Origin of the sequence: Paenibacillus sp. E222, assembly GCF_013401555.1 — a bacterium.
Taxonomy (GTDB): domain Bacteria; phylum Bacillota; class Bacilli; order Paenibacillales; family Paenibacillaceae; genus Paenibacillus.
Genome location: NZ_CP058552.1, coordinates 5,339,834 through 5,365,608 on the forward strand (window position 1 = coordinate 5,339,834; position 25,775 = coordinate 5,365,608).

At 45.2% G+C, this 25,775-nt stretch carries 23 protein-coding genes and 1 pseudogene; 5 read left to right on the forward strand and 19 right to left on the reverse strand.

Annotation, left to right across the window (positions count from 1 at the left end; translation table 11 throughout):
* Nucleotides 1-348 precede the first annotated feature (348 nt).
* Nucleotides 349-1,451, reverse strand: a pseudogene (locus HW560_RS23720) (aminopeptidase).
* A gap of 184 nt (nucleotides 1,452-1,635) precedes the next feature.
* Here HW560_RS23720 and HW560_RS23725 point away from each other — a divergent pair.
* Entirely contained in the window at nucleotides 1,636-2,910 is a 1,275-nt protein-coding gene (locus HW560_RS23725; RefSeq protein WP_090897651.1) for a stalk domain-containing protein, read from the forward strand.
* Between the two features lie 108 nt (nucleotides 2,911-3,018).
* Here the strand turns inward: HW560_RS23725 and HW560_RS23730 are convergent, their stop codons facing one another.
* From HW560_RS23730 to HW560_RS23765, 8 genes are all read right to left on the reverse strand, one after another.
* A complete protein-coding gene (locus tag HW560_RS23730) occupies nucleotides 3,019-3,519 on the reverse strand; it encodes a GNAT family N-acetyltransferase (RefSeq protein ID WP_090897649.1) in 501 nt (166 codons plus the stop codon).
* A gap of 214 nt (nucleotides 3,520-3,733) precedes the next feature.
* On the reverse strand, nucleotides 3,734-4,042 hold the full coding sequence (locus HW560_RS23735) for a hypothetical protein (protein ID WP_179264919.1): 309 nt from the start codon (nucleotides 4,040-4,042) through the stop codon (nucleotides 3,734-3,736).
* 15 nt (nucleotides 4,043-4,057) lie between these two features.
* Nucleotides 4,058-5,242 carry an aminotransferase-like domain-containing protein gene (locus HW560_RS23740; protein ID WP_090897643.1) on the reverse strand — a complete coding sequence of 395 codons (1,185 nt, stop codon included), beginning with the start codon at nucleotides 5,240-5,242 and terminating at the stop codon, nucleotides 4,058-4,060.
* 190 nt (nucleotides 5,243-5,432) lie between these two features.
* Complete coding sequence (locus HW560_RS23745) at nucleotides 5,433-6,587, reverse strand: NAD(P)/FAD-dependent oxidoreductase (protein WP_090897640.1); 1,155 nt, start codon at nucleotides 6,585-6,587, stop codon at nucleotides 5,433-5,435.
* Nucleotides 6,588-6,645: 58 nt separating this feature from the next.
* Complete coding sequence (locus HW560_RS23750; protein ID WP_179264920.1) at nucleotides 6,646-7,371, reverse strand: methyltransferase domain-containing protein; 726 nt, start codon at nucleotides 7,369-7,371, stop codon at nucleotides 6,646-6,648.
* 339 nt (nucleotides 7,372-7,710) lie between these two features.
* Nucleotides 7,711-8,805, reverse strand: a complete 1,095-nt coding sequence (locus HW560_RS23755; protein WP_179264921.1) for a Ger(x)C family spore germination protein — start codon at nucleotides 8,803-8,805, stop codon at nucleotides 7,711-7,713.
* Nucleotides 8,802-9,872 carry a GerAB/ArcD/ProY family transporter gene (locus tag HW560_RS23760; RefSeq protein ID WP_090897632.1) on the reverse strand — a complete coding sequence of 357 codons (1,071 nt, stop codon included), beginning with the start codon at nucleotides 9,870-9,872 and terminating at the stop codon, nucleotides 8,802-8,804. The genes HW560_RS23755 and HW560_RS23760 overlap by 4 nt, the downstream gene beginning before the upstream one ends.
* Nucleotides 9,865-11,211, reverse strand: coding sequence for a spore germination protein (locus HW560_RS23765; RefSeq protein WP_090897630.1), 1,347 nt, complete (start codon nucleotides 11,209-11,211; stop codon nucleotides 9,865-9,867). The genes HW560_RS23760 and HW560_RS23765 overlap by 8 nt, the downstream gene beginning before the upstream one ends.
* A gap of 198 nt (nucleotides 11,212-11,409) precedes the next feature.
* On the opposite strand from HW560_RS23765, the gene HW560_RS23770 reads away from it, so the two are divergent.
* Complete coding sequence (locus tag HW560_RS23770; protein ID WP_090897627.1) at nucleotides 11,410-11,883, forward strand: MarR family transcriptional regulator; 474 nt, start codon at nucleotides 11,410-11,412, stop codon at nucleotides 11,881-11,883.
* Nucleotides 11,884-12,040: 157 nt separating this feature from the next.
* Nucleotides 12,041-13,282: an MFS transporter gene (locus HW560_RS23775; protein ID WP_179264922.1), complete on the forward strand. Its 1,242-nt coding sequence runs from the start codon at nucleotides 12,041-12,043 to the stop codon at nucleotides 13,280-13,282.
* Between the two features lie 317 nt (nucleotides 13,283-13,599).
* Here the strand turns inward: HW560_RS23775 and HW560_RS23780 are convergent, their stop codons facing one another.
* Nucleotides 13,600-14,454 (reverse strand): AraC family transcriptional regulator, encoded by an 855-nt coding sequence (locus HW560_RS23780; protein WP_179264923.1) that lies wholly within the window; start codon nucleotides 14,452-14,454, stop codon nucleotides 13,600-13,602.
* 106 nt (nucleotides 14,455-14,560) lie between these two features.
* Here HW560_RS23780 and HW560_RS23785 point away from each other — a divergent pair, with 106 nt between their 5' ends.
* On the forward strand, nucleotides 14,561-14,803 hold the full coding sequence (locus tag HW560_RS23785; protein ID WP_256222040.1) for a chromate transporter: 243 nt from the start codon (nucleotides 14,561-14,563) through the stop codon (nucleotides 14,801-14,803).
* A 196-nt stretch (nucleotides 14,804-14,999) separates the two neighbouring features.
* Here the strand turns inward: HW560_RS23785 and HW560_RS23790 are convergent, their stop codons facing one another.
* The 8 genes from HW560_RS23790 to HW560_RS23825 all read right to left on the reverse strand — a co-directional run bounded on the left by HW560_RS23790 (nucleotide 15,000) and on the right by HW560_RS23825 (nucleotide 24,448).
* Complete coding sequence (locus HW560_RS23790) at nucleotides 15,000-16,010, reverse strand: aldose 1-epimerase (RefSeq protein ID WP_179264924.1); 1,011 nt, start codon at nucleotides 16,008-16,010, stop codon at nucleotides 15,000-15,002.
* Nucleotides 16,011-16,229: 219 nt separating this feature from the next.
* Nucleotides 16,230-17,996: a glycoside hydrolase family 2 protein gene (locus tag HW560_RS23795; RefSeq protein WP_179264925.1), complete on the reverse strand. Its 1,767-nt coding sequence runs from the start codon at nucleotides 17,994-17,996 to the stop codon at nucleotides 16,230-16,232.
* 50 nt (nucleotides 17,997-18,046) lie between these two features.
* On the reverse strand, nucleotides 18,047-18,853 hold the full coding sequence (locus tag HW560_RS23800) for a carbohydrate ABC transporter permease (protein WP_062318999.1): 807 nt from the start codon (nucleotides 18,851-18,853) through the stop codon (nucleotides 18,047-18,049).
* Nucleotides 18,853-19,743: a carbohydrate ABC transporter permease gene (locus tag HW560_RS23805; RefSeq protein WP_111621185.1), complete on the reverse strand. Its 891-nt coding sequence runs from the start codon at nucleotides 19,741-19,743 to the stop codon at nucleotides 18,853-18,855. Before HW560_RS23805 ends, HW560_RS23800 begins: the two co-directional genes overlap by 1 nt.
* 87 nt (nucleotides 19,744-19,830) lie before the next feature.
* On the reverse strand, nucleotides 19,831-21,123 hold the full coding sequence (locus HW560_RS23810) for an ABC transporter substrate-binding protein (protein ID WP_179264926.1): 1,293 nt from the start codon (nucleotides 21,121-21,123) through the stop codon (nucleotides 19,831-19,833).
* Nucleotides 21,124-21,321: 198 nt separating this feature from the next.
* Nucleotides 21,322-22,251: an ArsR/SmtB family transcription factor gene (locus tag HW560_RS23815; RefSeq protein WP_090897611.1), complete on the reverse strand. Its 930-nt coding sequence runs from the start codon at nucleotides 22,249-22,251 to the stop codon at nucleotides 21,322-21,324.
* A 317-nt stretch (nucleotides 22,252-22,568) separates the two neighbouring features.
* Complete coding sequence (locus HW560_RS23820; RefSeq protein WP_179264927.1) at nucleotides 22,569-23,831, reverse strand: cytochrome P450 family protein; 1,263 nt, start codon at nucleotides 23,829-23,831, stop codon at nucleotides 22,569-22,571.
* A 35-nt stretch (nucleotides 23,832-23,866) separates the two neighbouring features.
* Entirely contained in the window at nucleotides 23,867-24,448 is a 582-nt protein-coding gene (locus HW560_RS23825) for a cysteine hydrolase family protein (protein WP_090897605.1), read from the reverse strand.
* Nucleotides 24,449-24,577: 129 nt separating this feature from the next.
* Here HW560_RS23825 and HW560_RS23830 point away from each other — a divergent pair, with 129 nt between their 5' ends.
* Nucleotides 24,578-25,174 carry a TetR/AcrR family transcriptional regulator gene (locus HW560_RS23830; RefSeq protein WP_090897602.1) on the forward strand — a complete coding sequence of 199 codons (597 nt, stop codon included), beginning with the start codon at nucleotides 24,578-24,580 and terminating at the stop codon, nucleotides 25,172-25,174.
* A gap of 92 nt (nucleotides 25,175-25,266) precedes the next feature.
* Here HW560_RS23830 and HW560_RS23835 read toward each other — a convergent pair whose 3' ends face one another.
* Nucleotides 25,267-25,737, reverse strand: coding sequence for a GNAT family N-acetyltransferase (locus HW560_RS23835; protein ID WP_090897599.1), 471 nt, complete (start codon nucleotides 25,735-25,737; stop codon nucleotides 25,267-25,269).
* Between the last annotated feature and the right edge of the window lie 38 nt (nucleotides 25,738-25,775).

A 25,775-nucleotide genomic window follows, 5' to 3' on the forward strand; every position in this document is an offset into this window, starting at 1 on the left:
CCTCTTGCCCCAATCAGTCTCCAACCCAGCTCAAGAATGGACAACTTATCTTTTAGAGCCATGTCCATAATCAGCTGTACCCTGCTTTTCATGTCATTGGATGCTTCCACAGGATCTGGAATGTCTGGCAGCTGGCCTTCAACGGGATATTCCGAAAGGTCTAATCCATGTCTGCTATTTGTGCAATAGTCCTTCCATACATCGTTTGTCCTCGACGCAGAACCTCACTGAAAATTACGTTCTTTGAGGTAAATTAGGTATAGATATTGCCTACGCTAAGTTTTGCTGCCTTGGCGATATCGTTAATATTGGTTGAATCAATTCCACATTTAGCCATGTCTTATAGTGCTAAGCCCAGTTACCGTTACGAAACACAGGTTCCAGGCCTCCGTTTTCAAGTTCTCCATCAATGTCCATATGAGCCGATCCAATCATAAAATCGACATGAATGAGGCTTGTGTTCACACCGTTTGCCGCCTTTTCCGCTTCAGTCATCTCGTTCCCTCCCTCAAGACAGAAGGGATAAGCATTACCGATCGCAAGATGGTTGGATGCATTTTCATCAAAAAGAGAGTTGTAAAAAACAAGCCCTGATTCCGAAATGGGAGAATGATGCGGCACCAACGCAATCTCGCCCAGATAGGATGCGCCTTCGTCGATGCTAATTAATCTTTTTAGCACCTAAAGCCCTTGCGTTGCTTGAATATTAATAATTTTCCCGTTTTCAAACGTCAAGGTGAAGTCATCGATTAGATATCCTTCATAACTTAGCGGCTTGGTACTGCGAACCGTGCCGTTCACCCCCTGCTTTAACGGGGCAGTCCATACTTCTTCTGACGGAATGTTTGCCAAAAATGAAACACCCTTTTCATTGATGTTATCCGCATCACTAACCCAGATATGTTTAGGCGACAATTCTATCCGTAGATCCGTACCGGGTACATCGTATCGATCAAGCACTCTTCGGCAACATCAGGAAACACCTTGGCAGCCCATGCTGTTGATGGAACCGTAACTATAGACCAACTGACCTTGTTGGACATGCCGTAGCTGCGAAATTTGGCTAATGCCTTACCCTTGGATGCATTCAAATTCATGATCCGCTGTGGATCTATTCCGTGCAGAAGATCGGGATTGGGTGCAGTGATCGTCAGGAAAGCGGCATTATTTTCGGCAAAAGTCTCCCAACCGGCTGCCCGGAACGCCGGGTATTCGTGGAACACCGAATCCGGTGCAAGTTCATACTTTAAACGCATAATCTCATCATCGCTCCACTCGATATAGACATCATGAGCGCCGGCTTCATAAGCATGTTTCACAACTAGTCGAACAAACGGAGCAGCCGATATTGGCGCGGTTATGACAAGCGTTTGTTCCCTCTGAACATGAACACCAACGTTGACCACAAGTGCTGCATAACGCTCCAATTTTTCACGAAAGTCCAATTGCATTCTTCTCCTCCTCCTGAATCCTGACTAAAATTAATATCACTGGTTTAATTATTACTCTTCAAAAGGCTATCATATCTTGTAATTGGAACTCTATGAAAATTTTGCTATACTATTTTATGCTAGATTACCGTCCAGATGAGCTGCAAATCTACTATATTTGATGAGTTGGAGGAATATAAAAAACATGTTACATACACGAATAGGAAAAACTGCTGCTGCCGCTATTCTTGCCATATCCTTGCTCGGAACTACTGCAAACCTTAATGATGCCTATGCTGCACCCGCCATTTCGGTCTTGCTGGATGATGTTCCTCTGAAATTCGATGCAGCCCCTCTGATTGATAAAGGTGTAACCTATGTCCCTTTCCGGACAGTTGGCGAAGCCCTGGGAATTAGCATTACATGGAACAGCAAAACGCAAACCGTGAAAGCGATTGGAAAAGTAAAAGGTCAGGCGACGGAAGTCCTGCTTCAAGTGGGAAGCACTACAGCAACCGTCAATGGAGAAAAAGTTAAGCTCGCAGCGCCACCGGTTCAGCGTGAAGGTCGTGTGCTTATTCCACTCAGTTCGTTCAGTAGTCAGTTCGGTGTTAATGTAGGCTGGAACCAATCAACTCGTACCGTTTCTCTTGTTTCACCTCAACGTGAAATGCATTTGAGAGCCTTCTACGCGCTGCAATCCTATAAGGAAATCGATTTGGTGTCATCCATGAACTCCGTTGCTTTTGGCTGGAGTCGCATCGATCGTGAAGGTCAATTTACGCTTCAGGGTGATGAGTATCAAATTCCTGCTGCTGCCGGTGACGTTACCCCTCAATCCATCGTTGCTGATGCAGCGAATCAGAGTATTAAACCGTATCTTATGGTTTATTCTTTGGATGGAAACGGAGAACTTACCAAGGTGCTAAGTGACAGCAGCATGCGCCAGAAGTCCATTGAGGGCATAACTGCTGCCATCGCTGAGAATGGTTTTGGAGGGGTTGTTCTTGATTTTGAAGGACTAGGTTTTAAGCTGGACGCTGTAGAGCAGCAGAAGCTGCTGAACAATTACGTCAAGCAATTGAAGGATTCCTTGCCTAAAGACATCGCCCTATCTTTGGCCGTACCTCCATTAAATAGTGCATATAAAGGTTATGACTACAAAACGCTCGCTTCATTGGCAGACGACATCATTATTATGGCTTATCAATATAATCCGGTCGGCACCAAAGCGCAGGTTCCCGAGCCGAACAGCCTTGTGGATCAAGCCATCCAGCTTGCGTTAGATGCAGGCGTTTCGAAACAAAAGCTTTTGCTCGGTATCAGCTTAAATAGTGAAACCTCATCTTCCATTGATGATAAACTGGGTCTTGCCAAGCGGTATGATCTCAAAGGTGCAGCCTTCTGGCGCCTTGGTTTATTCCGAACCTACAATAATCAGATGGAAGGCGCTGTCAATGCTTCTGTTATAAAAGAATAAAGGAATTCCGTTATTCTTGAATCCATTAGCTTTTCACACACCAAAAAAAACGAACCGAAATCTCTGGATGCGAACAAGAGGTTTCGGTTCGTTTGTTATAGATGATATCTATGCGTTCAATGAGGAATGCTCGTTTCTGTGGCTTGCGCTAAGTACCAGATCTTTCTGATAGGCGAGTACCTGGTCCCAGTCCCCGTGGAAAATCGGTATCCGATAGTACCCAACTCTTTCATAAAGGGCCGCTGCCTCAGGCTGCTTGGGGCCAGTCTGCAGCTTCAGATTGGTATAGCCAAACTCCAGCGCAAGACGCTCTGCTTCGGCAAGAATGGCCTGTGCCACACCCTTGCGACGGAAATCCGAACGTGTATACATGCGCTTGACCTCCACGGATGTAGCATCAAGGGGTCTGATGGCTCCGCAGCCTACCGGATATCCATCCAAACGCGCGACAATAAAGGCTGCTCGCGGTGTCTCCACATCGGATGGCTGAAATCCCGCCGTCCCATCGCCGCCATATAACAATCCCAATTCTTCGCTTAGCTCCTTGATTAATAGTTCTGAATCCTGGCTTCGTATATCTTCGGCGGCAGCAAGCACGATTGACGACATTGCGTAAAACCCCTTTCCCTCATTGGATTTATTGGATTTTGTGATTTATATAAATTATCATGAACAGGTCCTGAGCGTCAATTCCCCATCGATTGAATATTTCAATAAGCAAACTGAAGAGTAGGTACAGAGTAAAAAAAGCCGCCAGATTGGCGACTTTCTCCATACGTATATGATTACAATTGAACGGACGCATTGGATTCCAAGTCCCTGCTTACCCTTCAACCACATCAGCTCGTAAATCCGTTGCAACCTCGATCATTTGCGGAACGACAGCTTCATTGACTATGGCAACATACAGATCTCCCATATACAGACGAAATGGAATCTGCAGGTTCTCATACGTCCACATGAAGAAATCCCCATCGATGGACATGACGCTCTCCGGTCCCTGGACGGTAAGAACCGATGAGTACGTAAAGTCCGGTTTGGATGCAAAATACTGTTTGCATTCTTCCAAGGAGATGGATTGCTCCGGGTTATTTTCTTGCATGGATCGAGTGATCCGAAAACGTTGATTCATGAAATATGCCTCCAATTAGAATTTGTGCAGAACCTGGCCCAGAATTTCGATGCCCTTCACAATTTGCTCATCGGAAGGTGTTGAGAAATTAAGTCTGATGGCATTGCAGGGTTCGTTCTCATCGACGAGAAAAGCAGTGCCCGGAACAACCGCTACACCTTCCGCAGCAGCTGTTTTGGCATAATCCAGCATCGGGATATGAGCTGGCAGATCACACCAGAGGAACAGCCCTCCATCCGGTTGGGTAAAGGTAATGGATTCACCCATATGCTCCTTCAGCTTGTCAATCATCAAGGCAGACTTCCTGCGATAAATCGCACGGATACTGCTGATATGCTCTGCATAGTTATACTCCGTCATGAACTTGTGTGCCAGAATCTGCGGCAGCATGGCTGTATGTACGTCCTCTCCCTGTTTGGCAACCACCATCTTCTGAACAACCTCGGAAGGAGCCAGAACATAACCAACACGCAGGCCAGCGGACAGAATCTTGGAGAAGGAACCTACGTAAATGACCAGACCTTCATCATCCATCGACTTAATTGTCGCTACATCTTCTCCGCGAAAACGAAGTTCTCCGTATGGGTTATCTTCCAGAATCATGACTCCATACTTCTTGGCAAGATCATAGATTGCCTTGCGTTTCTCCAGGCTGGTGGTAAAACCTGTAGGATTTTGGAAGCTCGGAATGACATAGATCATCTTTACATTCTGCTCGGTTTGCAGGGCATGCTCCAGCTTCCCGATATCCATACCGTCCGTCTCCATCGGAACGCCGACCAAGTTTGCGCCTGAAGCCCGGAAAGAGTTCAGTGAACCGATAAAGCTTGGGCTCTCACAGATAATCGTATCCCCTTCATTACAGAATACTTTACAAGCAAGTTCAATCCCTTGCTGTGCGCCAGATACGATGAACAGTTCATCCGATGTTTTACCCGTGTCAAAGCCTGCCTTCAGGTGTGTAGTCAATGTATCCCGCAGCGGGGCATAGCCTTCGGTAATTCCGTATTGCAGTGCTGTTACCGGGTCCTGTTCCAGAATCGATTGGGTGAATGTGCGAATCGCCTCAATAGGGAATGTCTCCGGAGCGGGGTTCCCAGCCGAGAACGGAATTACATTTTGACCCGAAGAAGCCTTCAGGATTTCACGAATGATGGATGGCTGTAATGCAGCAATCCGGTTGGAAAATGAATAGTTCATCTTAAAATAATGCCTCCCGAATTCAAATCAGACTCTTGTCTGTATAACTACAATTAGATTCTATTATACGAGTATTTGGCAGATTTCTAAACGGTCTCGTCAAAATTGGCAGAGAAACAACAAAAAGAGGCTGACATAAGCCGTCCCATGCTCTTAAGCTTTTACTTTATGGATGTCACTATACTGCCATCTATGACCGATGCACAAGATTGATTTCCGATAATCGTGTTGCCTTCACGAGATAAGTCGCCAGCCCAGGAACCATCCGGGCCAAACCAGGATAAAATTTGTTCGTTTTGGCAAAAGCCAGCTTCTGAATCCGTCGTGCACGCCGGAGCAGTCGGGAGAATTCGTGATGAGCTTCCTTCGAATACCCGTGCTGCCACTGCTTAAAGCTGATCTTCCTGTGAAGATACCTGTCCGTCCATTCAGCACACAGCAGTGAGGAACGAAGCGCAACGGACATCCCGTCACCACACAAGGGAGGGATCATCAGCATGGCATCTCCAATATGAGGATATTGGGACCACGGTTCAGGAACATTGGATAGATGGAGTGGTGCAATCGAGACCTGTGTTCCTTGGACTGGACTTCCCTCCGCAAGCCTCGCTGCCAATCTTTCGTTGGTCAGGGATGCAGCCAGCAGAATATCCTTCACAGACTTGCCGCTTCCACGCACCGCATCAAGGGTCAGCAATGCAGCTACATTAGCGATACCCTCCTCAATCGGCGAAATGCCGACATACCCTCCCTTGCAAAAATACAACTCTACCCGCGGCGGGATCGTGATTCCCCGATAGTGCGATTTGACACCCACATATGCTGTTTTATCCCGCAGCTCGGCTGGCGAGGTCATCCCGCGCGGCTTCTTCGAGCCATGGGCTCCAATAACGGTTTTTGCTCTATACTGAATCTCGTCATTTCCTTGTTTGGCTTCGACTTCATAGCTATAATCCTCTAACTGCCGAATGTTGGTTATCGTTGCCTTCGTAACGATCTCAACGCCTGCGGCTGTGGCCTGCTTGTGCAAATTCCGATCCAGCTCATATCGGCTAATGCCGTAGGCCAATCCCGGCAGAGGCGCCTCGATCTCCCCGCCCTGAGGCATAATGATCTTGGCATGATCCATGGTACTTGGCTTTATCTCTTGTTCACTAAGGTTGATCCCCAAATAATCCAGCATTTCCGTTGTCTCAGGCGACATAAACTCACCGCATGTTTTGTGACGTGGAAACTCCTGCCGATCCAACAGCAGTGTGCGGTGCCCTTGCCTGGCAAGCTGCAACGCACAGGTACTGCCGGCAATTCCAGCTCCGATGACTATGGCATCCATTGGTTCAGACACGCAAGAACACCCGCCTTTCATTGTCCATTTATGATAACTGCCTATCCATATAATGTAGCTATGATAGCTTCCCATGGTGGGGTATCACGACCGAATAGCGGAACAAAGGCTTCCATTCATAGGTCATCGTGTCATGGTTCAACTGCTGCTTCAAGTCCCGCCAATCGCTTCCCGTGAAGCCTTTTGCAACAGACAGCGGTCCATCATGACGAATATACCGATTGCGAGAGATCATTCGAGTGGTTATCCAGACAGCCGCATAGGATACAGGATGGCGATGAATATCATTAATGACAACGCCATACTTAGAGGCACGCAGCATATGCGAGACCATCTCCACGAGTTGCTTTCCTTCAAAATGATGGACAAATTGCGAGCCGGTCACGATGTCTGCTGAGGCATCCGGCAATTCCCTGACATCGGCACGTCGAACCTTGATTCTCGGTTCATTCATGAATAGGTTTCTCGCTTCCTCACATGCTTCCTCAGTCAGATCGACCAGAGTAATCTCAAGCTTAACTCCCTTCTGGTCCGCCCAGTGCAATAGTTTCTGGTTTACATCACCTGAACCCGCTCCCACATCAAGAAGAGTCAGCGTACTTGGACTGCCTATCGCTTTCCATAACTTTTCCACCCCTGCACGGGTTGGCGCGGGAGCAGCAAATATTTTGTTCAGCCGCCTCAGATGTTTGAGCGCTTCGCTCAATTCTTCTCCCCCCATGGAGAAATCGTCCATCAACTCGTCTTCCCTTGCCCGTACGGATAGTGTTCTAAAGAAGGACATGATTCCGCTCCTTTACAGCTGTATAGTATGAATGATTTTCTCCAATTAACAGTTATCCCCTTAACTCGCCCTTATAATCCTAAGAGGTGCGATATGTTATTTTACGAAGAGTTATCCAATCTCAGAATGCTTAATTTCATTACTCCTTAGCCTACATATTGTTTTTACGGGGCCAAATAAACGAATTCTCAGCAAAATGGATAGCAGACTTAGTATGAGAATCTTTCATAAGAGGAACGTCACGCTTAACCTTTGTTATATTATAAAAAAAGTCGCCACCAGGGCGACTTTATACGGTATAACGTTTTTCCTGCATATAGCGAAGTAAACAATACTAAGCTATTTTTTTAACATTTTCCCCTGACTCTTATTATCGTTGGCATTTTCTTTAAAATAAATCTCGTTCAGAACGTTGACACGAACGTTGATATCTTGCTCAAGCTTCGGAAACCACTCGGTTTTCCATTCCTTTAACTGTTTCTCTGACATCTTGGGACGGAATATCATGCCAATCCCTAGAACATCCGATTTTAAGGAATGAATCTTTCTCACGGTTTGATTGAATTGTCTGCTCAGTTGTTCCTTCATTTCTTTCTCAATAACCGCATTGCCTTTTCCTTCAGGACTTTCAGTAATGACGACATCAAGCGTAATATTCGTCTGGATTGAAGGGCCTTTTTCCGACCACTGGGTCCTATGTTTGATTTTGGCATCCTGAATAAGAACACTCGTGTTCTGAGCCACTTCAATGGTTCCCCCTGAATACTTCCCTTTAAATAAATTAAACAAAAGCGTCTCTTCCTGATTCAGTGTTCCTACCATGCGGTCATTCCGCATGACGGCCGTGCCTCTAAAGGTGAACAAGGTTCGAACACCGTTTTTGAGCATTGGAATGGCCATGTCTTCCGTATATGAATTCTCGTTTTGGTAAGCTTCCCATATGCGAACGATGGATTGATTGGGCGTCCACCCGGCATCCTGGCTAAAGAAGTCGTAGGAAGAAATTTCAGGTGTTGGCGATATTTGGTGGTACATCGTCTTCTCAAAATCACCGTCAATCACCGCCACCAAGCCCTTAATCGAAATATCGTTCGCTCTGACGGCAAAATCGATAATGTTTTCAATCCCCTGTTCTGCTACTTTTCTGTCGATTAGCATCAGCCTCAAATGTACCAATTCGATGCTTTTTTCGGAATCCGTACGTATCAAATCAATCGCTTTGCTAATGGATTTGGCCTCTTTGTCAAGAATTTGGGTTTTACCTGATGCATCAGGGATTTGGAGTACAATCCTGTACTTCTCCGTCTTCCCCTTCCCCACGCCCATGACAACAGGCAGATATTGCTTGTTAATATCCTTGGTATCCCAACATCCCGAAAGTAACATGATCATAGATAGAGCTACAATCAGAGTCTTTATGGTGCGCATGTTCATGTACTCACCTTCTTTCGCTGCCATTGCGCGGCGAGGAATACAATGATTGGAAAACCGATAACGCTATAAACGCAAAAGAAAGAATTCAGGTACAGGTATGAATTCAATGCGTTGACATCCGGTATCAACAGACTAATCACGTACAAGGATAAGCACATCACGGAAAGAACCCATAATCGGTTGATTTTCGGCATAAATAGCTGATGCAGCAGCGCCACCAGAATCCAGAGTAAAACAGAAACCTTCAAAACGCCGAGAGCACTGGAGGCCACCACGTAGAAGCTTGGAAGCCAGTCAAATACAACCCACTCCAGATCAATGGTATCCGACGCCATGAGCATGGGATATTGCAGATTGATTACCGTTTCCTGTCCGAATACAAGAAGTGGAACATATACAGATCCCAAAGCAAACACAAATATGATACCCACCGCAGCAGCTGCTTTGCCAAAACTAAGCCGTTGTTTGGAGGGAATCATGCCAAGGAATAAAAACCCCGCTAAAATTACCGTACATACATAGAAATCTGAATGAGAGAAAAACGACATTCCGCTATCCCAAATCGGAAAAATGTAGCTGATTCTGAAATTCTGGATGCTGATCATCATGGAAAAGAATATGAATGGCATCAAGAGAATACATAATCCGATGCTGGCCCGGATCATTACGTTAAGTCCCTTCCAAATAGCATAAAAACAGAGAATGATAAAAAGTGCCGTTGTTGCTGCTGGCGGTGTTCTCTGTAGTAATACGGCTTTAATCTCGACTGACTGAAAGTACATAAGTAACATCAGCTCGATATATAGGAAGATCAGCATCGGCAGAACGATCAGTCTCGTTGCCCACTTGCCCAGTGATTCATTACAGATGTCCACCACTGTTTTCCCCGGAAACTGCGACAACGCCTTTAAGTACATCCATAGAACCAGCAGCTCTGCCAAAAAGAGAATCGTTATGGGTTCCCAATGTCCTTTGGAAGTCGCAGAGATGATGCGTTCAGGGAAGATGGCAAAGATCGAAGCGAGGTGAAGCAGAACAAACATGGTTAGAATCTGGGCTTTATTCATCCGAAGCCTTTCCTTTCACGCTTAAACTTAAGTAGGGAACGGAGAACGTATTCAACGAGGCAAAATACAGTATAATCCAAATCATCGCAGCCTCAAGGCCCCATATCCCGAAAAAGGAACTGATAAGCATGACAACGTATTTGTACATTCGAATTCCGGTCGTGTTCATATAGCCTGCCAATACAAAGTTGGCAATTGCCGAGGCAACCAGAATAATAATTAATAGATTACTGACGAGTTTGGCCTGAACGATGGCTTGTCCCAACAGAATACCGCCAATCATGGTTATGGTGGGTCCAATGTTTTTGGGAAGTCGAATGGTGGCCTCAATAATCATCTCCAAAAGCAGCATAACCAGCAGCATTTCGATCAACGAAGGATACGGAACCCCTTCCCTGCTCTTGGCTACTGTAATGGCTAACTGGATTCGCAGCAATTCCGGATTTACCGAATTCAGCACGATATACAAACCTGGAAGCGTAACAGCCAAAAGTGCGCCAATGGCCCGTACGGTTCGTAAAAACACTTGAAACAAATACGGGTAGTTAACGTCCAGCGTTGTTGACCATAGATCCGTGATGATGGCTGGAAAAGCAAAGGCAAACGAAAACTGATCAATTAAAATAATCACTTTTCCGTTCATCAGATTCTGTACCATCTCCCCAGGTAGCTCCGAAGAGATATACGTTGGAGTTAAGGAGAATTTGGGATGCCCCAGCATACGCATCAGATCCCTTACCGTAGTCAATTCCTTGTCCTTGTTTTGTTCCAGCTTATCCCGAATAGACGCGATGACCTTGGCTTGGGCAACTCCCTCCAAATACACCATGGCAATTTTCTTGGTAGACCGGGTCCCCGTTTCTCGTCGTTCAATAATCAAATCCTCGGAAATCATCTTTTTCCGCAGCAAACCGATGTTTTTATTAATATCTTCTGTAAAAGCATCGTATGCAGATTGAAGGGGATTCTCACTCTCCGGTGCGCTGACAGAACGCGAAATGTCAGTATGCTCCGGTTCCATGACAGCTGCCATCCCTTCTGTGCTGAACAGAACAAGCTTTCCGTGCAAGAGATGACCGCATATCTCATCCATTGACATGGAGGCCTCTTCTTCAAATGGCCTGAACATATTTTGAAATGATCCATTCTCACTACCACTAGCCGCCTGATTAAGCGTTGACAATGTTGATGGAAGATCGACAAGCGTCTCCATGTAATATGCTCTGAATTCCTGATCCGCGATAACCACGTTTTTGCTTAGGAAATCCGAACTCTTTTTGAAATGGTCATGAAGTTGCTTTTCTATATCGTGAAGATCTTGTTCATGGATTCGCTGCAAATTTTACCACCTCTTCTGAAGTAGTATGTCGTGAAGAAAAAAAGTTTATTCAGAAAAGCACCTTCACTTTATATGCCCCAATTGAAGTTAATGCTGGGTTTATTTAATCCATCCTGAGGTAAATTATGTTGTTATTTTTGAACTGGAAACCAAAATTTAATATAATGTTGTAATGCACCAATGGTGGGAGGATAGGCCATGAACAAAGAGGAACAGGTCCTATTGGGTTTCAGGGACTTATATAACAAGCTGGTTTGGCTTAATAAAGATAAGATGGAAGAAAGTCTTAAGGGTTATAAGCCTTCTGAAGTACATTGCATCGAATACATTGAAAAAAATGCAGATTCCAATGTAACAAAGCTTGCGGAGTCCTTCTATATGACTCGAGGTGCGATAAGTAAATTAACGAAGAAGCTCATCGAAAAAGGCCTGATCGAAAGCTATCAGAAGTCGGATAACAAGAAAGAAATTTATTTTAGGCTTACGGAGCAAGGGAAAGTCATTTATCAAATCCATGAGGACCTGCACAACGAGTTTCACGAGCGAGATAAAGCCGTATTTGAACAGGTAACCGACGAACAATTTGACAGTATGCTTAACTTCGTGGACAAGTATAATCGGCATCTGGATGCAGAAATAAAGAAGCTGGGTACAGATCTGAAGTCGGAGTAAATCTGAATAATGAAGTTAAACTTAAGGCAGCCGGACTCTATTTTTGAGAACAGGCTGTTTTTTTATTGTTATTATTTTGTTGACAAGGAAACAAAGCAACTGTACGATATTAATGTTTCCAAGGAAATAAAATCACGCCTTCTGAGAGGAGAATTGAATGTTTAAATTTCGATTAAGATCACAACATACACAGAACAAAGAACAAACCATAAACAAACACGCTTTATTATTCGGTCTGATCTCTGAGTTCCTTTGCGGGATAGGCTTCAGTATTATCGCGCCTGTTGTCCCATTCTTAGTACAGCCTTATATAAGCAGTCCAGGACAACAAGCTATCGTTGTTACACTGCTGACCTCTGTTTATGCCTTTTGCGTATTTTTTGCGGCCCCTGTACTTGGAGCTCTGAGCGACAAATATGGCCGTCGTCCATTGCTCCTGATATGTCTTTTGGGTTCCGCAATCGGATACTTGGTTTTTGGCATAGGTGGAGCTCTCTGGGTACTCTTTGTGGGGCGTATCATCGAAGGGATAACCGGCGGAAGCATAGGCACAATCTTTGCATATTTTGCAGACATCATCCCACCGGAACAGAGAACCAAATACTTTGGATGGGTAAGTGCAGTTGTAGGTGTGGGCACCGTCATTGGCCCGACTGTAGGCGGATTACTCGCCAAAATTGATTATTCTGCACCCATGTATTTTGGAGCAATCATAACTTTGGTGAATGTGATATATGGATTCTTTTTTATGCCGGAGAGTCTTGCCAAGAAAAATAGACTGAAAGAAATTACAATGGCAAGACTTAATCCATTCATACAGCTTGCAAATCTGCTTTCCATGAAAAACTTGAACAGATTACTGATCTCAGCGTTCTTACTTTGGATCCCCAACGGATCTTTACAAGCCGTTTTCTCACAATTCTCAATGGATACTTTCAATTGGAAGCCTGCAATCATTGGACTTATGTTCTCCATTATGGGTGTCCAGGACATCCTCTCACAAGGTCTCATCATGCCCCAGCTTCTGAAAAGACTTAGTGATAAACAGATCGCCATTCTTGGAATGGTTTCAGAGATTATAGGCTACAGCCTCATTGCGTTATCTACTTTGTTCTCATTCTATCCACTGTTTATCGTGGGCATGTTTATCTTTGGTTTTGGTGATTCGATCTTCGGGCCTTCCTTCAATGGCATGCTTTCCAAGTCTGTCGACTCTAGTGAACAAGGAAGGATTCAAGGCGGGAGTCAATCTCTTCAGGCATTAGCTAGAATGATTGGTCCTATCATTGGAGGTCAAATCTATGTATCCCTTGGTCATGCAGCTCCCGCTATTATGGGTGTGATTCTTATCGCAGCGGCCATACCTGTTTTGTATAAGCGAACGCAAATGATTATTTAAAATGCCTGCTTTCATCAGGCAAGTATCGGATTGCTGGGAGTCGAGACACCATAGAACAGAGAATAGGGTTTCAGAACATAGGTACAGGTACTGAAACCCTATTTGTCTATAGTCCGGGATGTCAAGATAATGGATCCGCCTTTCCAAACTCCAGCACATCGATGGATGAAGGATGTAATACGTAACCACACTGCCAATTCTCGGTCAAAACACTTCGTTCTGTGTACTTCATATGATCGGGTTGAAAGGCGGGGAGCAATTTTTCAGCATCCAAAAAAAGTAAGCGTTCCCCATACCGGACATCGGCATGTTCAGGATCAGCTAGAGGTTCTCCGCATCATGATTGGAGGTACTTTATAATAGATTTTGAATGCTCTGGTAAATGAATATATATTCGGATAACCGAGCGACAAAGCAATCTCCGTAACGGTAACATCCGTATCCTTTAGAAGCTGTTTGGCCTTATCCATTCGTATTCTCTGCATGAATTTTAACGGGGGCAGACCAACCTGAGTGGTGAACATGTTGGAGAAGTAAGAACGATGTACCCCTGCGAAGTCGGCGACCTGCTGCACGGAAATGCCCTCTGTTGCATGCAATTCCATGTAATTCATGCATTCATGAATCCAGCCAGCCAATTCTGTAGGCTGTCCATAGTTGGTGTCTGGAACAAGACTGGCTAACAATCCATATACCAACCCGTGCAGCTCCAGCGATACTGCTGGCTTCCATCGTTCCACACATGCCAATGCATGAATTAAACGTTCCGACGTTTCCTGGACCTGAGTGGATATCATCTGTTTGCCGAACGGATTTTCAGGAGTCAAACCAGCCAGCTCCAATAAAGGTTTGACTTTAGGACCATCCAATGCCAGCCAGTTCATTTGCAGTGGAGATTCCGAGGGAAGCATGTGATAGTAATAGGTTCTCCCGGGAAACAGACAGAACAGATCATTCTTCTGCAAGTCTACCCGCTTGCCATCAAACTCAAGCCTGAGCCTACCTTCATACACAAAATGAAGACTATAACACTCGATACGTTTGGGACCAACCCGATAATTGGATTTCGCTATACTTCGCCCCGCCCGGACGGGCCAGATGTGTTCCTCTTTATCCAAATAACCTGGCTTATAGTCGATGAATTCTGCATGCTCATACTCATATTCCTGCATCGTAGGGAGCCCCCTCCTTCTCCTATTTTGTTTGATCGTAACAAAATGACAATAAAAATAAACTCCGGGCTATTTTGATTAAGTAAGACGAATCGGAGCGATTAAGATGTATTGGGACCTGTACATGATGTTTATACGTGTGGGTCTCGTTTCATTTGGTGGCGGTTATGCCGTTATTCCGATCATTCAACACGAGGTAACGGAAAAAGGATGGCTGACAAGCGCTGAATCCCAACAAACTGTAGCGCTGACCGTTACGGCTCCTGGCTCGATTGCAACCAAAGCCGCAACGTTGATTGGTTATTGGACGGCAGATTATATCGGAGCCGCTGTCTCTCTACAGGTATGATTTTGCCTTCACTCTTCGTAATTGTGCTACTCTCCGCCTTATTCTATCGGATGCACGACAATTCATGGGTAAAGTCCTCTTTATATGGCTTGCGCCCAGAGAGGACGACTGGCTAAATTCACTGTATTCAATGGTTTTTAAAAGGAGCAGCGATCACAGCATTAGCTGTCCTGGCTGCTCCCCTTCATATCTATTTTTACGATTGACGCAAATATAATCTGCTCGTTTCCTCCCAGATCTCTCCCGGCTGCAAACTAAATAATCCAGCTTCCTCGGCCTGCATATCCAGATTAGGTGCATTCACGAGATTGATCTGGGGTTCGGGACAGAAAAAACCTTCTTTCGCATGATTGTTCCAGATCATCCATTGTTTATAGGAAGTTCCCACATCGTAGATCAGTGTCACCCCATTCTTCATATCCTGAAGCTCCATCCGGTTTCTTCCATTTTGCGGTACAGCAGTGTAATGGTTATCCATTTCTGCAAAGAACGGATATACCCCTGAGTCACACATCTGCTCTTCCTCCTGAGTAAGGGACTGAAAACGTGTCGTTGGCAGCATACGTTGATCCAACTCCCACCTGTCTCCAATGGTCAGTTTAAGCTTGCAATCACGGGCCGATCCTCCCGGATTAAAGGGAGCGTTAATTGAGGTATGAAAAGCGATCAGGCACGGCATGCGGGAGCTTCCATGATTGCGAATCCGGACATGCTGCATGAGTCCATCGCTGCTCAGCGAGTAGCGTAATGTAATACTGAATTGAAAAGGAAAGCACACGTATACCGGATGAGATTCATCAACCGTAATGGACACGGAGACATGGCTTTCTTTCTCGGTATGTCCATACTCATCCACAACCCAGGGCGTATTATACAAAAATCCATGCAAATGATTGCCTGTTGCTTCCTCATTGACCGGAAACTGAAGTGTCTGCCCGTTCCAGGCAAACCGCCCGTCCTCATAACGATTCGGTGGAAACAGAACGGGGATTCCATGAATCATGGGTCTTGCCTTGAATGATTCCATCTCTTCCGGTGACGGTTCATGAAGGAAGCGAAGCCCTCGCTCAAGATCACGATAGGCGACCAGATTACCACCGATCTCCGGCAGCATAATGGCCTCACTGGAACCAAAGCGAAGGTAAATGGCCTTTTCCCCTTGAAAATCGCCTTCCCAGGAGCTACTTATCTCCTTTGTGTTCAACATACGTTTCCCCTCCTTATTTGCCAGCGGACAATGGATAATGTCCTTCAATGGCCCAAATCTGTTCCATCGGCATCTTGGGCTATCTGTCATACGTCAGCAGACTATTGATCTCCTGCTCCACATCCGTCAGCTGGTGTAACAAAATCCTTCTACTACGGGAGAATCCAATAGCGGCTGTACTACGGCATGCAATTGCTGTGCATGATGTTCAGCTCCCTGTCACCCCAGATTAATCTTGCGGATCACTTCCAGTGGCACTTTCGGTTTACGGTCTTCCGTTAACAGACCATTAATCTCCTGCTGCACATCGGTGACTTGTGTATAACAATAGCCCGAGATATAAGGAATGGCTTTAATCGCTTCGGTGATGGAACGGAAACGTTCAATAAAGGCTTCAACCGAGTCCACCTGATTGCCATAACCCCAGCCTTTATCCGATTGGAAAGCAATACCACCGAATTCACTGATGATAATGGGTTGTCCTTTGTAGTGGTAACCTTCCGCAAAAGCAAACTTCCATCGATTGGAAGCCATCATGTTATTTACGATCAAGTCCTTATCCTGATACCGTTCCAGAAAAGCTTCTCCCGTCTCCACATAATCATGGATTGTCAAAATATCCGATACCGTATGCTCCCAACCGTCGTTGGTAATGACCGGACGATACGGATCAATGGCTTTGGTCAGATGGTATATGGATTGCGTGAATTGCTGCTGCCTTACCTCGTGACCAATCGTCGGTATTCCCCACGATTCATTAAATGGCACCCAGGTAATGATGCTTGGATGGTTGTATTGCTGGGGTACAATTTCAAGCCATTCTTTGGTGAATCTACTCACGGCCTCATCATTAAACTCGAAGGTAGCTGCCATCTCTGACCAGACCAACATCCCTTTCACATCACACCAATACAAAAAGCGTGGATCTTCCAGTTTCATATGTTTACGAATTCCGTTATATCCCATCTCGGCAATTTTATCGATATCCTCAATCAGTGCTTCCACTGAAGGTGGGGTCAAATGGCTCTCCGTCCAATATCCCTGATCCAGAATCATTCTTTGATACAACGGAGCATTGTTCAGCAGAATTTGCCCATTTTCAATCGATATTTTCCGCATACCAAAATAGGAATGAACCCGATCGATTTCTTTCTCATCTTCGTACATCACAAACTCGATATCGTACAGGTTCGGTGAGCCCGGTGACCATAACGACTGTTTCCACGGCCCGCCTGCTTCATGTTTCACACTGGCTTCCACGGTCATCCAAGGTCTGTCTGGAGACAGGCTGATGGTTTGCACATGCTGACCCTTCAGCTCAATCCGTGTCTCCAAACGCAAATTGTTCTTGCCTTCGATCCCATTCAATTGAAAGTCCAAACGAATCATATGACGATCGATATCCGGTGTCATCTTGACTGCTTCAACCCTTGCTTCACTCACATGCTCCAGCCAAACACTTTTCCATATTCCCGTACTTTGCACATAAAAACATTCAAAATTGTCATCCACCCAGCGTTGTTTCCCCCGAGGCTGCATCGCACTCTGACTGTCTTCTACTTCAAGCACAATGTTATTCTCCGAGCCGTAAGTGATATAAGGGGTAATGTCGAATGAAAACGCAGCGTACCCCCCTTCATGTTCACCAACAACCGTTCCGTTCACCCAACATTTTGCGCGATAATCCACTCCCTGAAAATGCAGAATGCTCCGCTTTCCTTTTGCTTCCTGGGGAATCTGAACACTTCTCCGGTACCAGACCAGAGGATGAAATGTCTCAATCCCGATACCGCTCGCTTGGGTCTCATACGTGAAGGGAACCTTGATTTTCGTCCCTGCCGGAAACTGTTTCTGGACGTACCACTGCTCGCTTTCACCCGCCTGATTGTCATCAAAACTAAAATCCCATTCTCCATTCAAATCCACCCACTCATTGCGTACAAATTGCGGCCTTGGATAATCCTTGTTGTAAAATTTAGTAGTCATCTTGTTCTCTCCGATCTCCTCTGTATTTGGCTCATAGGCCTGAAAAAGTGTTAACCCTTAATACCGGACATGCTGATACCTTTAACAATCTGTTTCTCAAAAATGATAAACAATATAATGATAGGAACAGAAGCCACTGCATTGATAACCATTGGTTTAACGTAATCTTCTGAATACTGACCCATTAGCGTTGGGATACCCATTGGCAGCGTAAACAGATTATCATCAGTTATGGAAAGGAATGGCCATAAGAAATTGTTCCACGAGCCGATAAATGTCAGAATCGCCATGGATGCCATGGCCGGACGTGTCAAAGGCAGCATGATGCTGGTAAAGATTCGCCAAAAGCCTCCACCGTCAATTTGCACACTCTCCAGCAGATCATTCGGAACCCCATCGAAGAAGCTTTTGAGCACGATGACAGCCACTGGTGAAGCCAAAGCAGGAATGATCAATCCACTGTATGAGTTCAGCAAATGCAAATCCTTGGCTACTTGATAGAGTGGAATAATGGTTGCCTCTCCGGGGATAAGTAATCCACCAAGAATGAAAAAGAAAACAAATGTACGGAAACGAAACGGTACTTTGGACAGAGCAAATCCAGCCATCGCCGCGAAAATAACAGTTAATACGGTCACAACCACTGCGACAAACAAACTGTTAACCACCCACTGCGACAGCTTTGTTGTTGTCAGAATTTCGTTATAGACAGCAAGTGAGTAAGGCGGTTTAAACCAGTCCAGGACCGTAATAATCTTCATGCCTTCTTCTTTAATGGAGACCATCAGCATCCACACTAGTGGGGCCGCAAACATAACCGCCATCAACGCAGAACCTGTGCGATATAACCATTTCATCAGTATTCCGCCCCTTTCCGGTTAGTCATCCAGTATTGCAGCGCCGACAGCACCAGCAGGATTACGAATAAAATATAGGACATCGTTGCGGCATAACCCAGGTTATTGTTCTTGAATCCGGTTTGATAGATCAGCTGAATAATTGGACGTGTCTGATCCAGCGGTCCCCCGCCAGTAATAACATAAATTTGCATAAAGACCTTGTATGAAGCGATAATTTGCAACATGGTAATGGTTTTGGTCAGTGGCGTCAGATAAGGAAGCGTAATCCTCCAAAATATTTGTGTATCACTTGCACCATCCAACCTTGCTGCTTCATAAATTTCATCCGGTATTTCCTGCATGGCGGAAAGATACAAAATAAAGTTAAATCCAACTGTCCACCACAAGGTAATTACGGTAATAACGACCCAGGCGAGTCCGGTCTCCGTCAGCCAGAAAATTTCGGCATTTTGAGGCAATAATCTGACAAGGTGCAGGACGGAATTGACAAACCCGGTATAAGGCTGAAATACGAATAAACCCAGATAAGCTGCGACGGCGACGGAGAGTACGCTTGGTATAAAGAAGATGATCCGGTAGAACTTTTGCAATGACGATTTTCGGTTGGCGATCAAGGCCAGCAAAATCGCGAGTATAATCATGGTCGGTGTACTCAAGAAAACAAAGAAGGTTGAATGCCAGATCGCTTCCCAAACCTCTCTGTCCTGAAACACTTTTCGGAAGTTATCCAGGCCAATAAAATCCATTTTCTTGATCAGCGTCCATTTGTAGAAGGTCATCTCCACACCTTTAATCATGGGCCAGATCGTAAATAAACCATAAATAATTAAGAATGGAAGCAGAAATACCAGTGCCTGCATATCCGCCCTCATTTTTTTGATCTTCATATGCGTCTCCCCTTTGATTGGCACGCAAGCCAGCGATTTCTTATCTAGAGATGGTGAATGCGCAGGCTTGCGTGACCCGTCTTCCTTCTATTCACTCACTATTTTCTGAATGGCTGTCTCCATGTTGTTCATGGCATCTGCCGGGGTCATCTTGTTCGCCCATACTTCATTCAAAAATTTAAAGGCAGCTTCATCGCGGATTTGTGCATTTTTGGTGGAATGTTTGCTGAATTTAACTACACTTGCTACTTCGGAATAATCACTGCGGTATGGCAGATCCTTGAATTCCTGTTTTTCCAGCACGGATGGCTTGGATGGAATATGTCCGGCTTTCGCCCAGACCTGACCATTGTCAGCAACCCAGTCAGCAAAAGTCATCGCGGCTTTTCGCTTAGCCGGGTCCTCATCCTTCGTCAGTGGCAAAACAATGGTGTGGGAATCTCCCCATGTTGCTTCCTGATCGTAGAATTTCGGAATTGGCATAGCTCCAAACTCAAGTCCTTTGGTGGATTCCCATGTTCCTGTCGTCCAAACCCCTGTCATGATAATAGCGGCTGTTCCACTTTGAAAGTTTTTATAGAAGTCCGGATCATTTTTCTTGATATAACCTTCGGTGTAGAGCTTCTGAATATAGTCAGCGGCTTTGATGCCTTTCTCCTTATCAATAGCTGCGGACTTCAGATCATCCGACACCACGTCGTTACCACCCAACTGGGAGTACAGCGACCACCACAAGCGGTAAGGGTCATCATTATTATTGGATAATGCAAACGGGGTCGTTTGGGCAGGCAGCTTCTCTTTTAAAGTTTGAAGGAAACTCACAAACCCGTCAGCAGATTGCTCCAGGATCGGTTTTCCGTCTTCACCAAGCAAGCCTGCATCTTTTAGCAGTTTTTTGTTGTAGAACATGATAAAGGGATGTGTGTCAATGGGGACAGCATAATGTTGACCTTCTACAGTAACCGCATCCAAAAGATTCTGGTTATAGGTGCTCCAGTCCACACCTGCATCTGTAGCCGGAGTATCAAGCTCTGTGACAACCCCTTGATTGATCAGATCGGGCAGTCTGGAGGAATGGGAAATCCCGATGTCCGGTCCATTACCGTTACCAACAGCAGTAATGAGCTTCGTATAGTACTCGCCCCAGGCCAATTTGGTATTCTTCACTTCAATGTCTGGATGGGTTTTGTTAAACTCATCGACCAATGTCTGCATGTTTGCGCCATCACCACCATCGAACAATGTCCAGAAGGACAATGTCACTTTTCCATCACCAGATCCACTCTCACCCGCTTCATTACTGCCTCCGCTACATGCACTCAAAACGGTTGAGAATGAGAGCAATAATGTCAGTGCTAACCTGCCGATCTTCTTTTTCATGCGAGTATCCCCTTTACTCTAATTTGTAGATACAAACGATATAATTGTTTTATTACATTATTACTGTATCTATAGGGGATTATATAAGGCTAACCACCTCTTGTCAACGCTTTCAAACATATTTAATGTAATTATTAAATAAAAAAAGACCTTAGTTACATAATATCTGCAACCAAGGTCTTTCTTCCTCATCTCATTCTAATGAATGGCATAATGTACAGTCATCTTGATATTTTGGTCATAATCTCCAAATTGTCGTCCAAAGAGATTTATGCCTCCTTGATGAACCGCATCCGGCTTGATACCGATTCGCACCCTTAACTTATGGCTGTTTTGAAGGTTAAGCTGAGCCAGATCAACTGCTGAAATTTTCTCCATATCCAGCGTCGTCTTGTTTTTGTCCACTCGCCATGTCTTTAATAAACCATACTGTGTTGACCATTCAAACCACCACGCCGGGTTGAGCTTTCCACGCCGATCTCCAAAGTCACCAGGACATGTCCACATGCCAATTTCCACACCGTTAATCCATACAGAGATATCGGAAGGCCAATTATGATCATAGTTTGGCGCTTCAGAACATATTTCCATAGACAGTTCCAGCGATTCGATTACCGCTTCTGCCGGAATCTCCAGCGGCATCAAATATTCGACATATCCCTTTCGAAACCACATAATCTGCGCTCCGACATGCTTCGGATGATAAAAGCTTGCAGGTTCATCCTCTCGAATGATCATGCCCTCGCCATTCGCCATACCGCAAGTGGGTGACACTTCACAATCACTATAATGACCGATAGGCATATCCACTTCGTACACCTGGATGTCGCCTTTGGGAATTGCTTTCTCCAGATTAAGAGCAATATGAATATCATCGTAATTGCGGCTGCATACTTTCATCGCCCCGCGAGAGGCAGGCAGCAGTTCCGTATTAATCAGCCTTGCAGCTTCCAAAACCTTGATGTTGCTGGCTACCGTGGATACAGGAAGTTTGAGAGCTTCCGCGATTTCAACGATATTCAGGTTTTGGGAGATCAGTAGTCGGAGAATATCCACTCTGGATCGAGTCGATAACGCATGCGTGACCGTGACCAGCTCATCTGGATTATCAAAACTCAACTCAAGCATTCGTTCACCACCTCTTATGTATTATGGAACAGGAAATATAAACGTAAAGTTCAATTCAGTCGATAATATTGTAACAAAACATTTATTTTGTATCAAATTACTTTTCACTTCATCATTCTTCTTCGTTTTTCATACAATTCCCCGTTAATGTGCGATGATCGATCTGACATAAGATCAAAATCAAACCGCTTTATTTCTGGAGTGTTGCCTATCGTTATGTAACTTATAGCTAACACAAGAAATCCGCCAAACATGGCGGATTTTTTGGGTATATATTTTTCTTCTTACAAATAGAAGCTTATCTCTAACTCTTGCTGCTAAAATGCGACAGGCAAGGCAGCCAAGCTCTGTGAACTTAGCGCCAAATGCCACTCAATGTTTTCCCGAGGAATATTAAGTCGCAGATTAGGCATGCGTTTTAACAAGGTTGTAAAGGCGATATCTCCCTCCACACGAGCAAGTGGAGCTCCCAAGCAAGAATGAATGCCATGACCAAAAGCCAGATGACGATGAATATGACGGGCAACATCCAGATCCTCTGACTGTTCAAATTGAAGTTCATCCCGATTGGCTGATTTCAGCACGGGGATGACCATATCTCCCTTTTTGATCTGTTGCCCTGCCAGCTCTATATCCTCAGTCGCAAAACGAGGTCCGGCAATGGTTGCAGGCCCGTTAAACCGCAGCAATTCCTCTACAGCAGAAGGTGCCAGACTAAGATCAGCCTTGAGCTTCTCCAATTGTTCAGGATGATCCAATAACATTATTGCACCCGTAGCAATCAGATTGGATGTCGTCTCGTGCCCAGCAAAGATCAATAATGTAATCATGGATAACAGTTCCGGTTCACTGAGTCGATCGCCCTCTTCTTCTATAGCAATCAATTGGCTGATCAAATCATCTGCAGGATGTTTGCGTTTCTCAGCTACCAGCTGTGCGGTATAGTCACCGAAAGCTCGGAGGTGTTCCTCCACTCCCGGTTCACGCACTCCGAGACCCAGACCATGTGCAATTGCGGAGGACCAGGTCTGGATCTGCGGGCGATCTGCTTTAGGCACTCCCAGCATATCGGATATCACATGAATCGGTAAGGGATAGGCGTAATCCTTGACCAAGTCCATCTCGCCCTGGGCTTGAACCTGATCCAATAATTCATCAGCGATCTGCTGTACACGTGGACGAAGACTTTCCATGTATTTTGGGGTAAAGGCTTTGGAGACCAGTCGGCGTAATCTCCGATGATCAGGATCATCTACAGACAGCATCGATTTTCCGGTAAAGAACGTTGGAGGAGCATCTGGATCTATGTTTTCCACATAGGCTTTCAGGATATTCTCATTGCCGTCAATGGAGAGTGGGTCTACTGTGAAGTGGGCATGATCTTTGAGTACCTGTGACGCTTCTTCCATTCGTGTGACCAACCACTGCCCGCGATCTGTACCACCCATTGGCAAGGATACTGGAATAACAGGACCTGTTTCACGCAATTGCTTGATCAGTGAAAACGGGTTTTCACCACTATCCCCACTAAACAGGCTCAGTGCTGCTTTTTGTGAAACATTAAGATCTAACTCACTCATAATTACCATCCCTTCGCTTCGACCATTTTATTGGTTTACATTAATGCATTGATCCAATCATCTACAGCCAGCACATCAGCTTGTTGGGGGAATACGCTCTCTACAAGAACTCGATGAACTTCAGGGTCCCTATCCAGACAAGCATCAGAAAGTACAGTCAGCGCGTAATCCTTATCCGCCGCCTCACACAAGGTAGACAGCACTACTCCACTTGTTGCGATACCGCTAAGAATAAGTGTATGAATGCCATGGGATTGAAGAAGGGTTTCCAGGTTGCTCCCTGAGAATCCACTGACGCGGAACTTGTCCACCACGAGCTCTCCTGGAAGCGGCTGTACCGATTCGTGAAGGTCCATTGCCACTTTCATCGCCGGATTAGCTTCGTTTCCACCATCGCGGCTTGACTTTTTTCCAAACAACTTGTTACGCTCACTGATTGGAGGGGAATCCTGGCGATGACCAACCTTCACAAAAATCACGGGTACGTTATGTCTACGGGCTGCTTCTACCGCTTTCTGAAACGGGAGCAGTTCATCCTCGTGCTTCGCATATTGCGATACAATGATGTTCTGCATATCCATGACTAGAAGTGCAGCTTGGTTATGATGACTCTCCATGGGTTGCACATCCCTCTCATTTTGTTTAAAATCAAGAGGAGAACTCTCCGCTTAACCTCTTCTTGATATTAAACGGAGGGTTCTCCCCTTGTCAAATTTTAGACGTTGAAGGATAGGAAGTGACAGACAGTGGATAGAACCAATACAGCCTCTCGCTCGGAACGACGGGATGCCGCCGAAAATCGCCAACGTATTTTGGATGTAGCTAGCAAACTATTCGAGCTGCACGGCGTCGAGCGGGTCAGCATGAACCAGATCGCTTCCGCAGCGCAGATTGGAGCGGGTACCTTATACCGACGATACCGCAATAAAAGTGAGTTATGTATGGACTTGATCAAAGATAACGCAGCGCTGTTCTTCGATGATGTGGAGATATATTTGCAGGAGAACGCACAGCATCCACCATCTGAGCGATTGCGGGGTCTGCTGACGTTATTTATCCAGTTTAGAGAGAAAAATGCGGAGCTGCTCTCGGGTATCGAGAATGCAGTATATCAAGGATCAGAGTCCAGAACCTCAAGTCCTCTTTATGACCAATTGCATCAACAGCTATTCGGATTATTCGAAGAGATGGCAACAGGGAATGACGAATCGCAAGCCATCAGTTTGTTCAAAACGGACATGCTCCTGACCGCCATGAGTAATGATTCATATCTGTTTCAAAAAAACGTGCGCGGCAACTCTCCCGACCGCATTGTGGAGCAGCTCTGTTTGACGTTTCTTTAACGTATATGGATATATAAAATGCAAAAAGCCTAATTCAATGTCGGCAATCTGCCGCTAGAACTAGGCTTTTGGTGCATCATGAGGTGTGAATATTATAATGTTTTGATATACCATGCATCACAAGCGAAATGCTCTGTTGCATTTAACGGATCATCTAATGGAATAAAACCGTTCTTGATATAGAACTTGTTGGCTGCGACCATGTTGTTAAGCGTCTCAAGATAACATTGTTCATAGTGTTCTTTGGCAAAATCAAGGGAAATCTGAAGCAATTCATATGAGATTCCGGTGCCTCGTGCTTCTTTTAATGCATACATCTTCTGCAATTCACAAATATGTGAAAATCCCTCCACGGGTCCGATACCGCAGCCAGCTACCACGGTGGAGTTATGCTCAACCACCCAATACCTGGAGCCCTCGCGCTGATAAAGATGATAAAAATCGCCCAGATTCGGGTCAGCCCACGCTGTTCCTGACTTATTGGCCCCGAATTCGATCAAACAACTTCGAATTAAAGACTCTACTTCTTGATTATCTTTTTCTTCTATCTCTCTAATGAACATGCAGTAAGCCTCCGCATCATGAAATAATTGCTGCTCTT

Bases quoted from the DNA above. Each gene is read 5' to 3' on its own strand.
- HW560_RS23725 (WP_090897651.1), top strand. From the start codon at position 1,636: ATGTTACATACACGAATAGGAAAAACTGCTGCTGCCGCTATTCTTGCC.
- HW560_RS23730 (WP_090897649.1), bottom strand. From the start codon at position 3,519: ATGTCGTCAATCGTGCTTGCTGCCGCCGAAGATATACGAAGCCAGGAT.
- HW560_RS23735 (WP_179264919.1), bottom strand. From the start codon at position 4,042: ATGAATCAACGTTTTCGGATCACTCGATCCATGCAAGAAAATAACCCG.
- HW560_RS23740 (WP_090897643.1), bottom strand. From the start codon at position 5,242: ATGAACTATTCATTTTCCAACCGGATTGCTGCATTACAGCCATCCATC.
- HW560_RS23750 (WP_179264920.1), bottom strand. From the start codon at position 7,371: ATGTCCTTCTTTAGAACACTATCCGTACGGGCAAGGGAAGACGAGTTG.
- HW560_RS23755 (WP_179264921.1), bottom strand. From the start codon at position 8,805: ATGAACATGCGCACCATAAAGACTCTGATTGTAGCTCTATCTATGATC.
- HW560_RS23760 (WP_090897632.1), bottom strand. From the start codon at position 9,872: ATGAATAAAGCCCAGATTCTAACCATGTTTGTTCTGCTTCACCTCGCT.
- HW560_RS23770 (WP_090897627.1), top strand. From the start codon at position 11,410: ATGAACAAAGAGGAACAGGTCCTATTGGGTTTCAGGGACTTATATAAC.
- HW560_RS23775 (WP_179264922.1), top strand. From the start codon at position 12,041: ATGTTTAAATTTCGATTAAGATCACAACATACACAGAACAAAGAACAA.
- HW560_RS23780 (WP_179264923.1), bottom strand. From the start codon at position 14,454: ATGCAGGAATATGAGTATGAGCATGCAGAATTCATCGACTATAAGCCA.
- HW560_RS23785 (WP_256222040.1), top strand. From the start codon at position 14,561: ATGTATTGGGACCTGTACATGATGTTTATACGTGTGGGTCTCGTTTCA.
- HW560_RS23790 (WP_179264924.1), bottom strand. From the start codon at position 16,010: ATGTTGAACACAAAGGAGATAAGTAGCTCCTGGGAAGGCGATTTTCAA.
- HW560_RS23795 (WP_179264925.1), bottom strand. From the start codon at position 17,996: ATGACTACTAAATTTTACAACAAGGATTATCCAAGGCCGCAATTTGTA.
- HW560_RS23800 (WP_062318999.1), bottom strand. From the start codon at position 18,853: ATGAAATGGTTATATCGCACAGGTTCTGCGTTGATGGCGGTTATGTTT.
- HW560_RS23805 (WP_111621185.1), bottom strand. From the start codon at position 19,743: ATGAAGATCAAAAAAATGAGGGCGGATATGCAGGCACTGGTATTTCTG.
- HW560_RS23810 (WP_179264926.1), bottom strand. From the start codon at position 21,123: ATGAAAAAGAAGATCGGCAGGTTAGCACTGACATTATTGCTCTCATTC.
- HW560_RS23815 (WP_090897611.1), bottom strand. From the start codon at position 22,251: ATGCTTGAGTTGAGTTTTGATAATCCAGATGAGCTGGTCACGGTCACG.
- HW560_RS23820 (WP_179264927.1), bottom strand. From the start codon at position 23,831: ATGAGTGAGTTAGATCTTAATGTTTCACAAAAAGCAGCACTGAGCCTG.
- HW560_RS23825 (WP_090897605.1), bottom strand. From the start codon at position 24,448: ATGGAGAGTCATCATAACCAAGCTGCACTTCTAGTCATGGATATGCAG.
- HW560_RS23835 (WP_090897599.1), bottom strand. From the start codon at position 25,737: ATGTTCATTAGAGAGATAGAAGAAAAAGATAATCAAGAAGTAGAGTCT.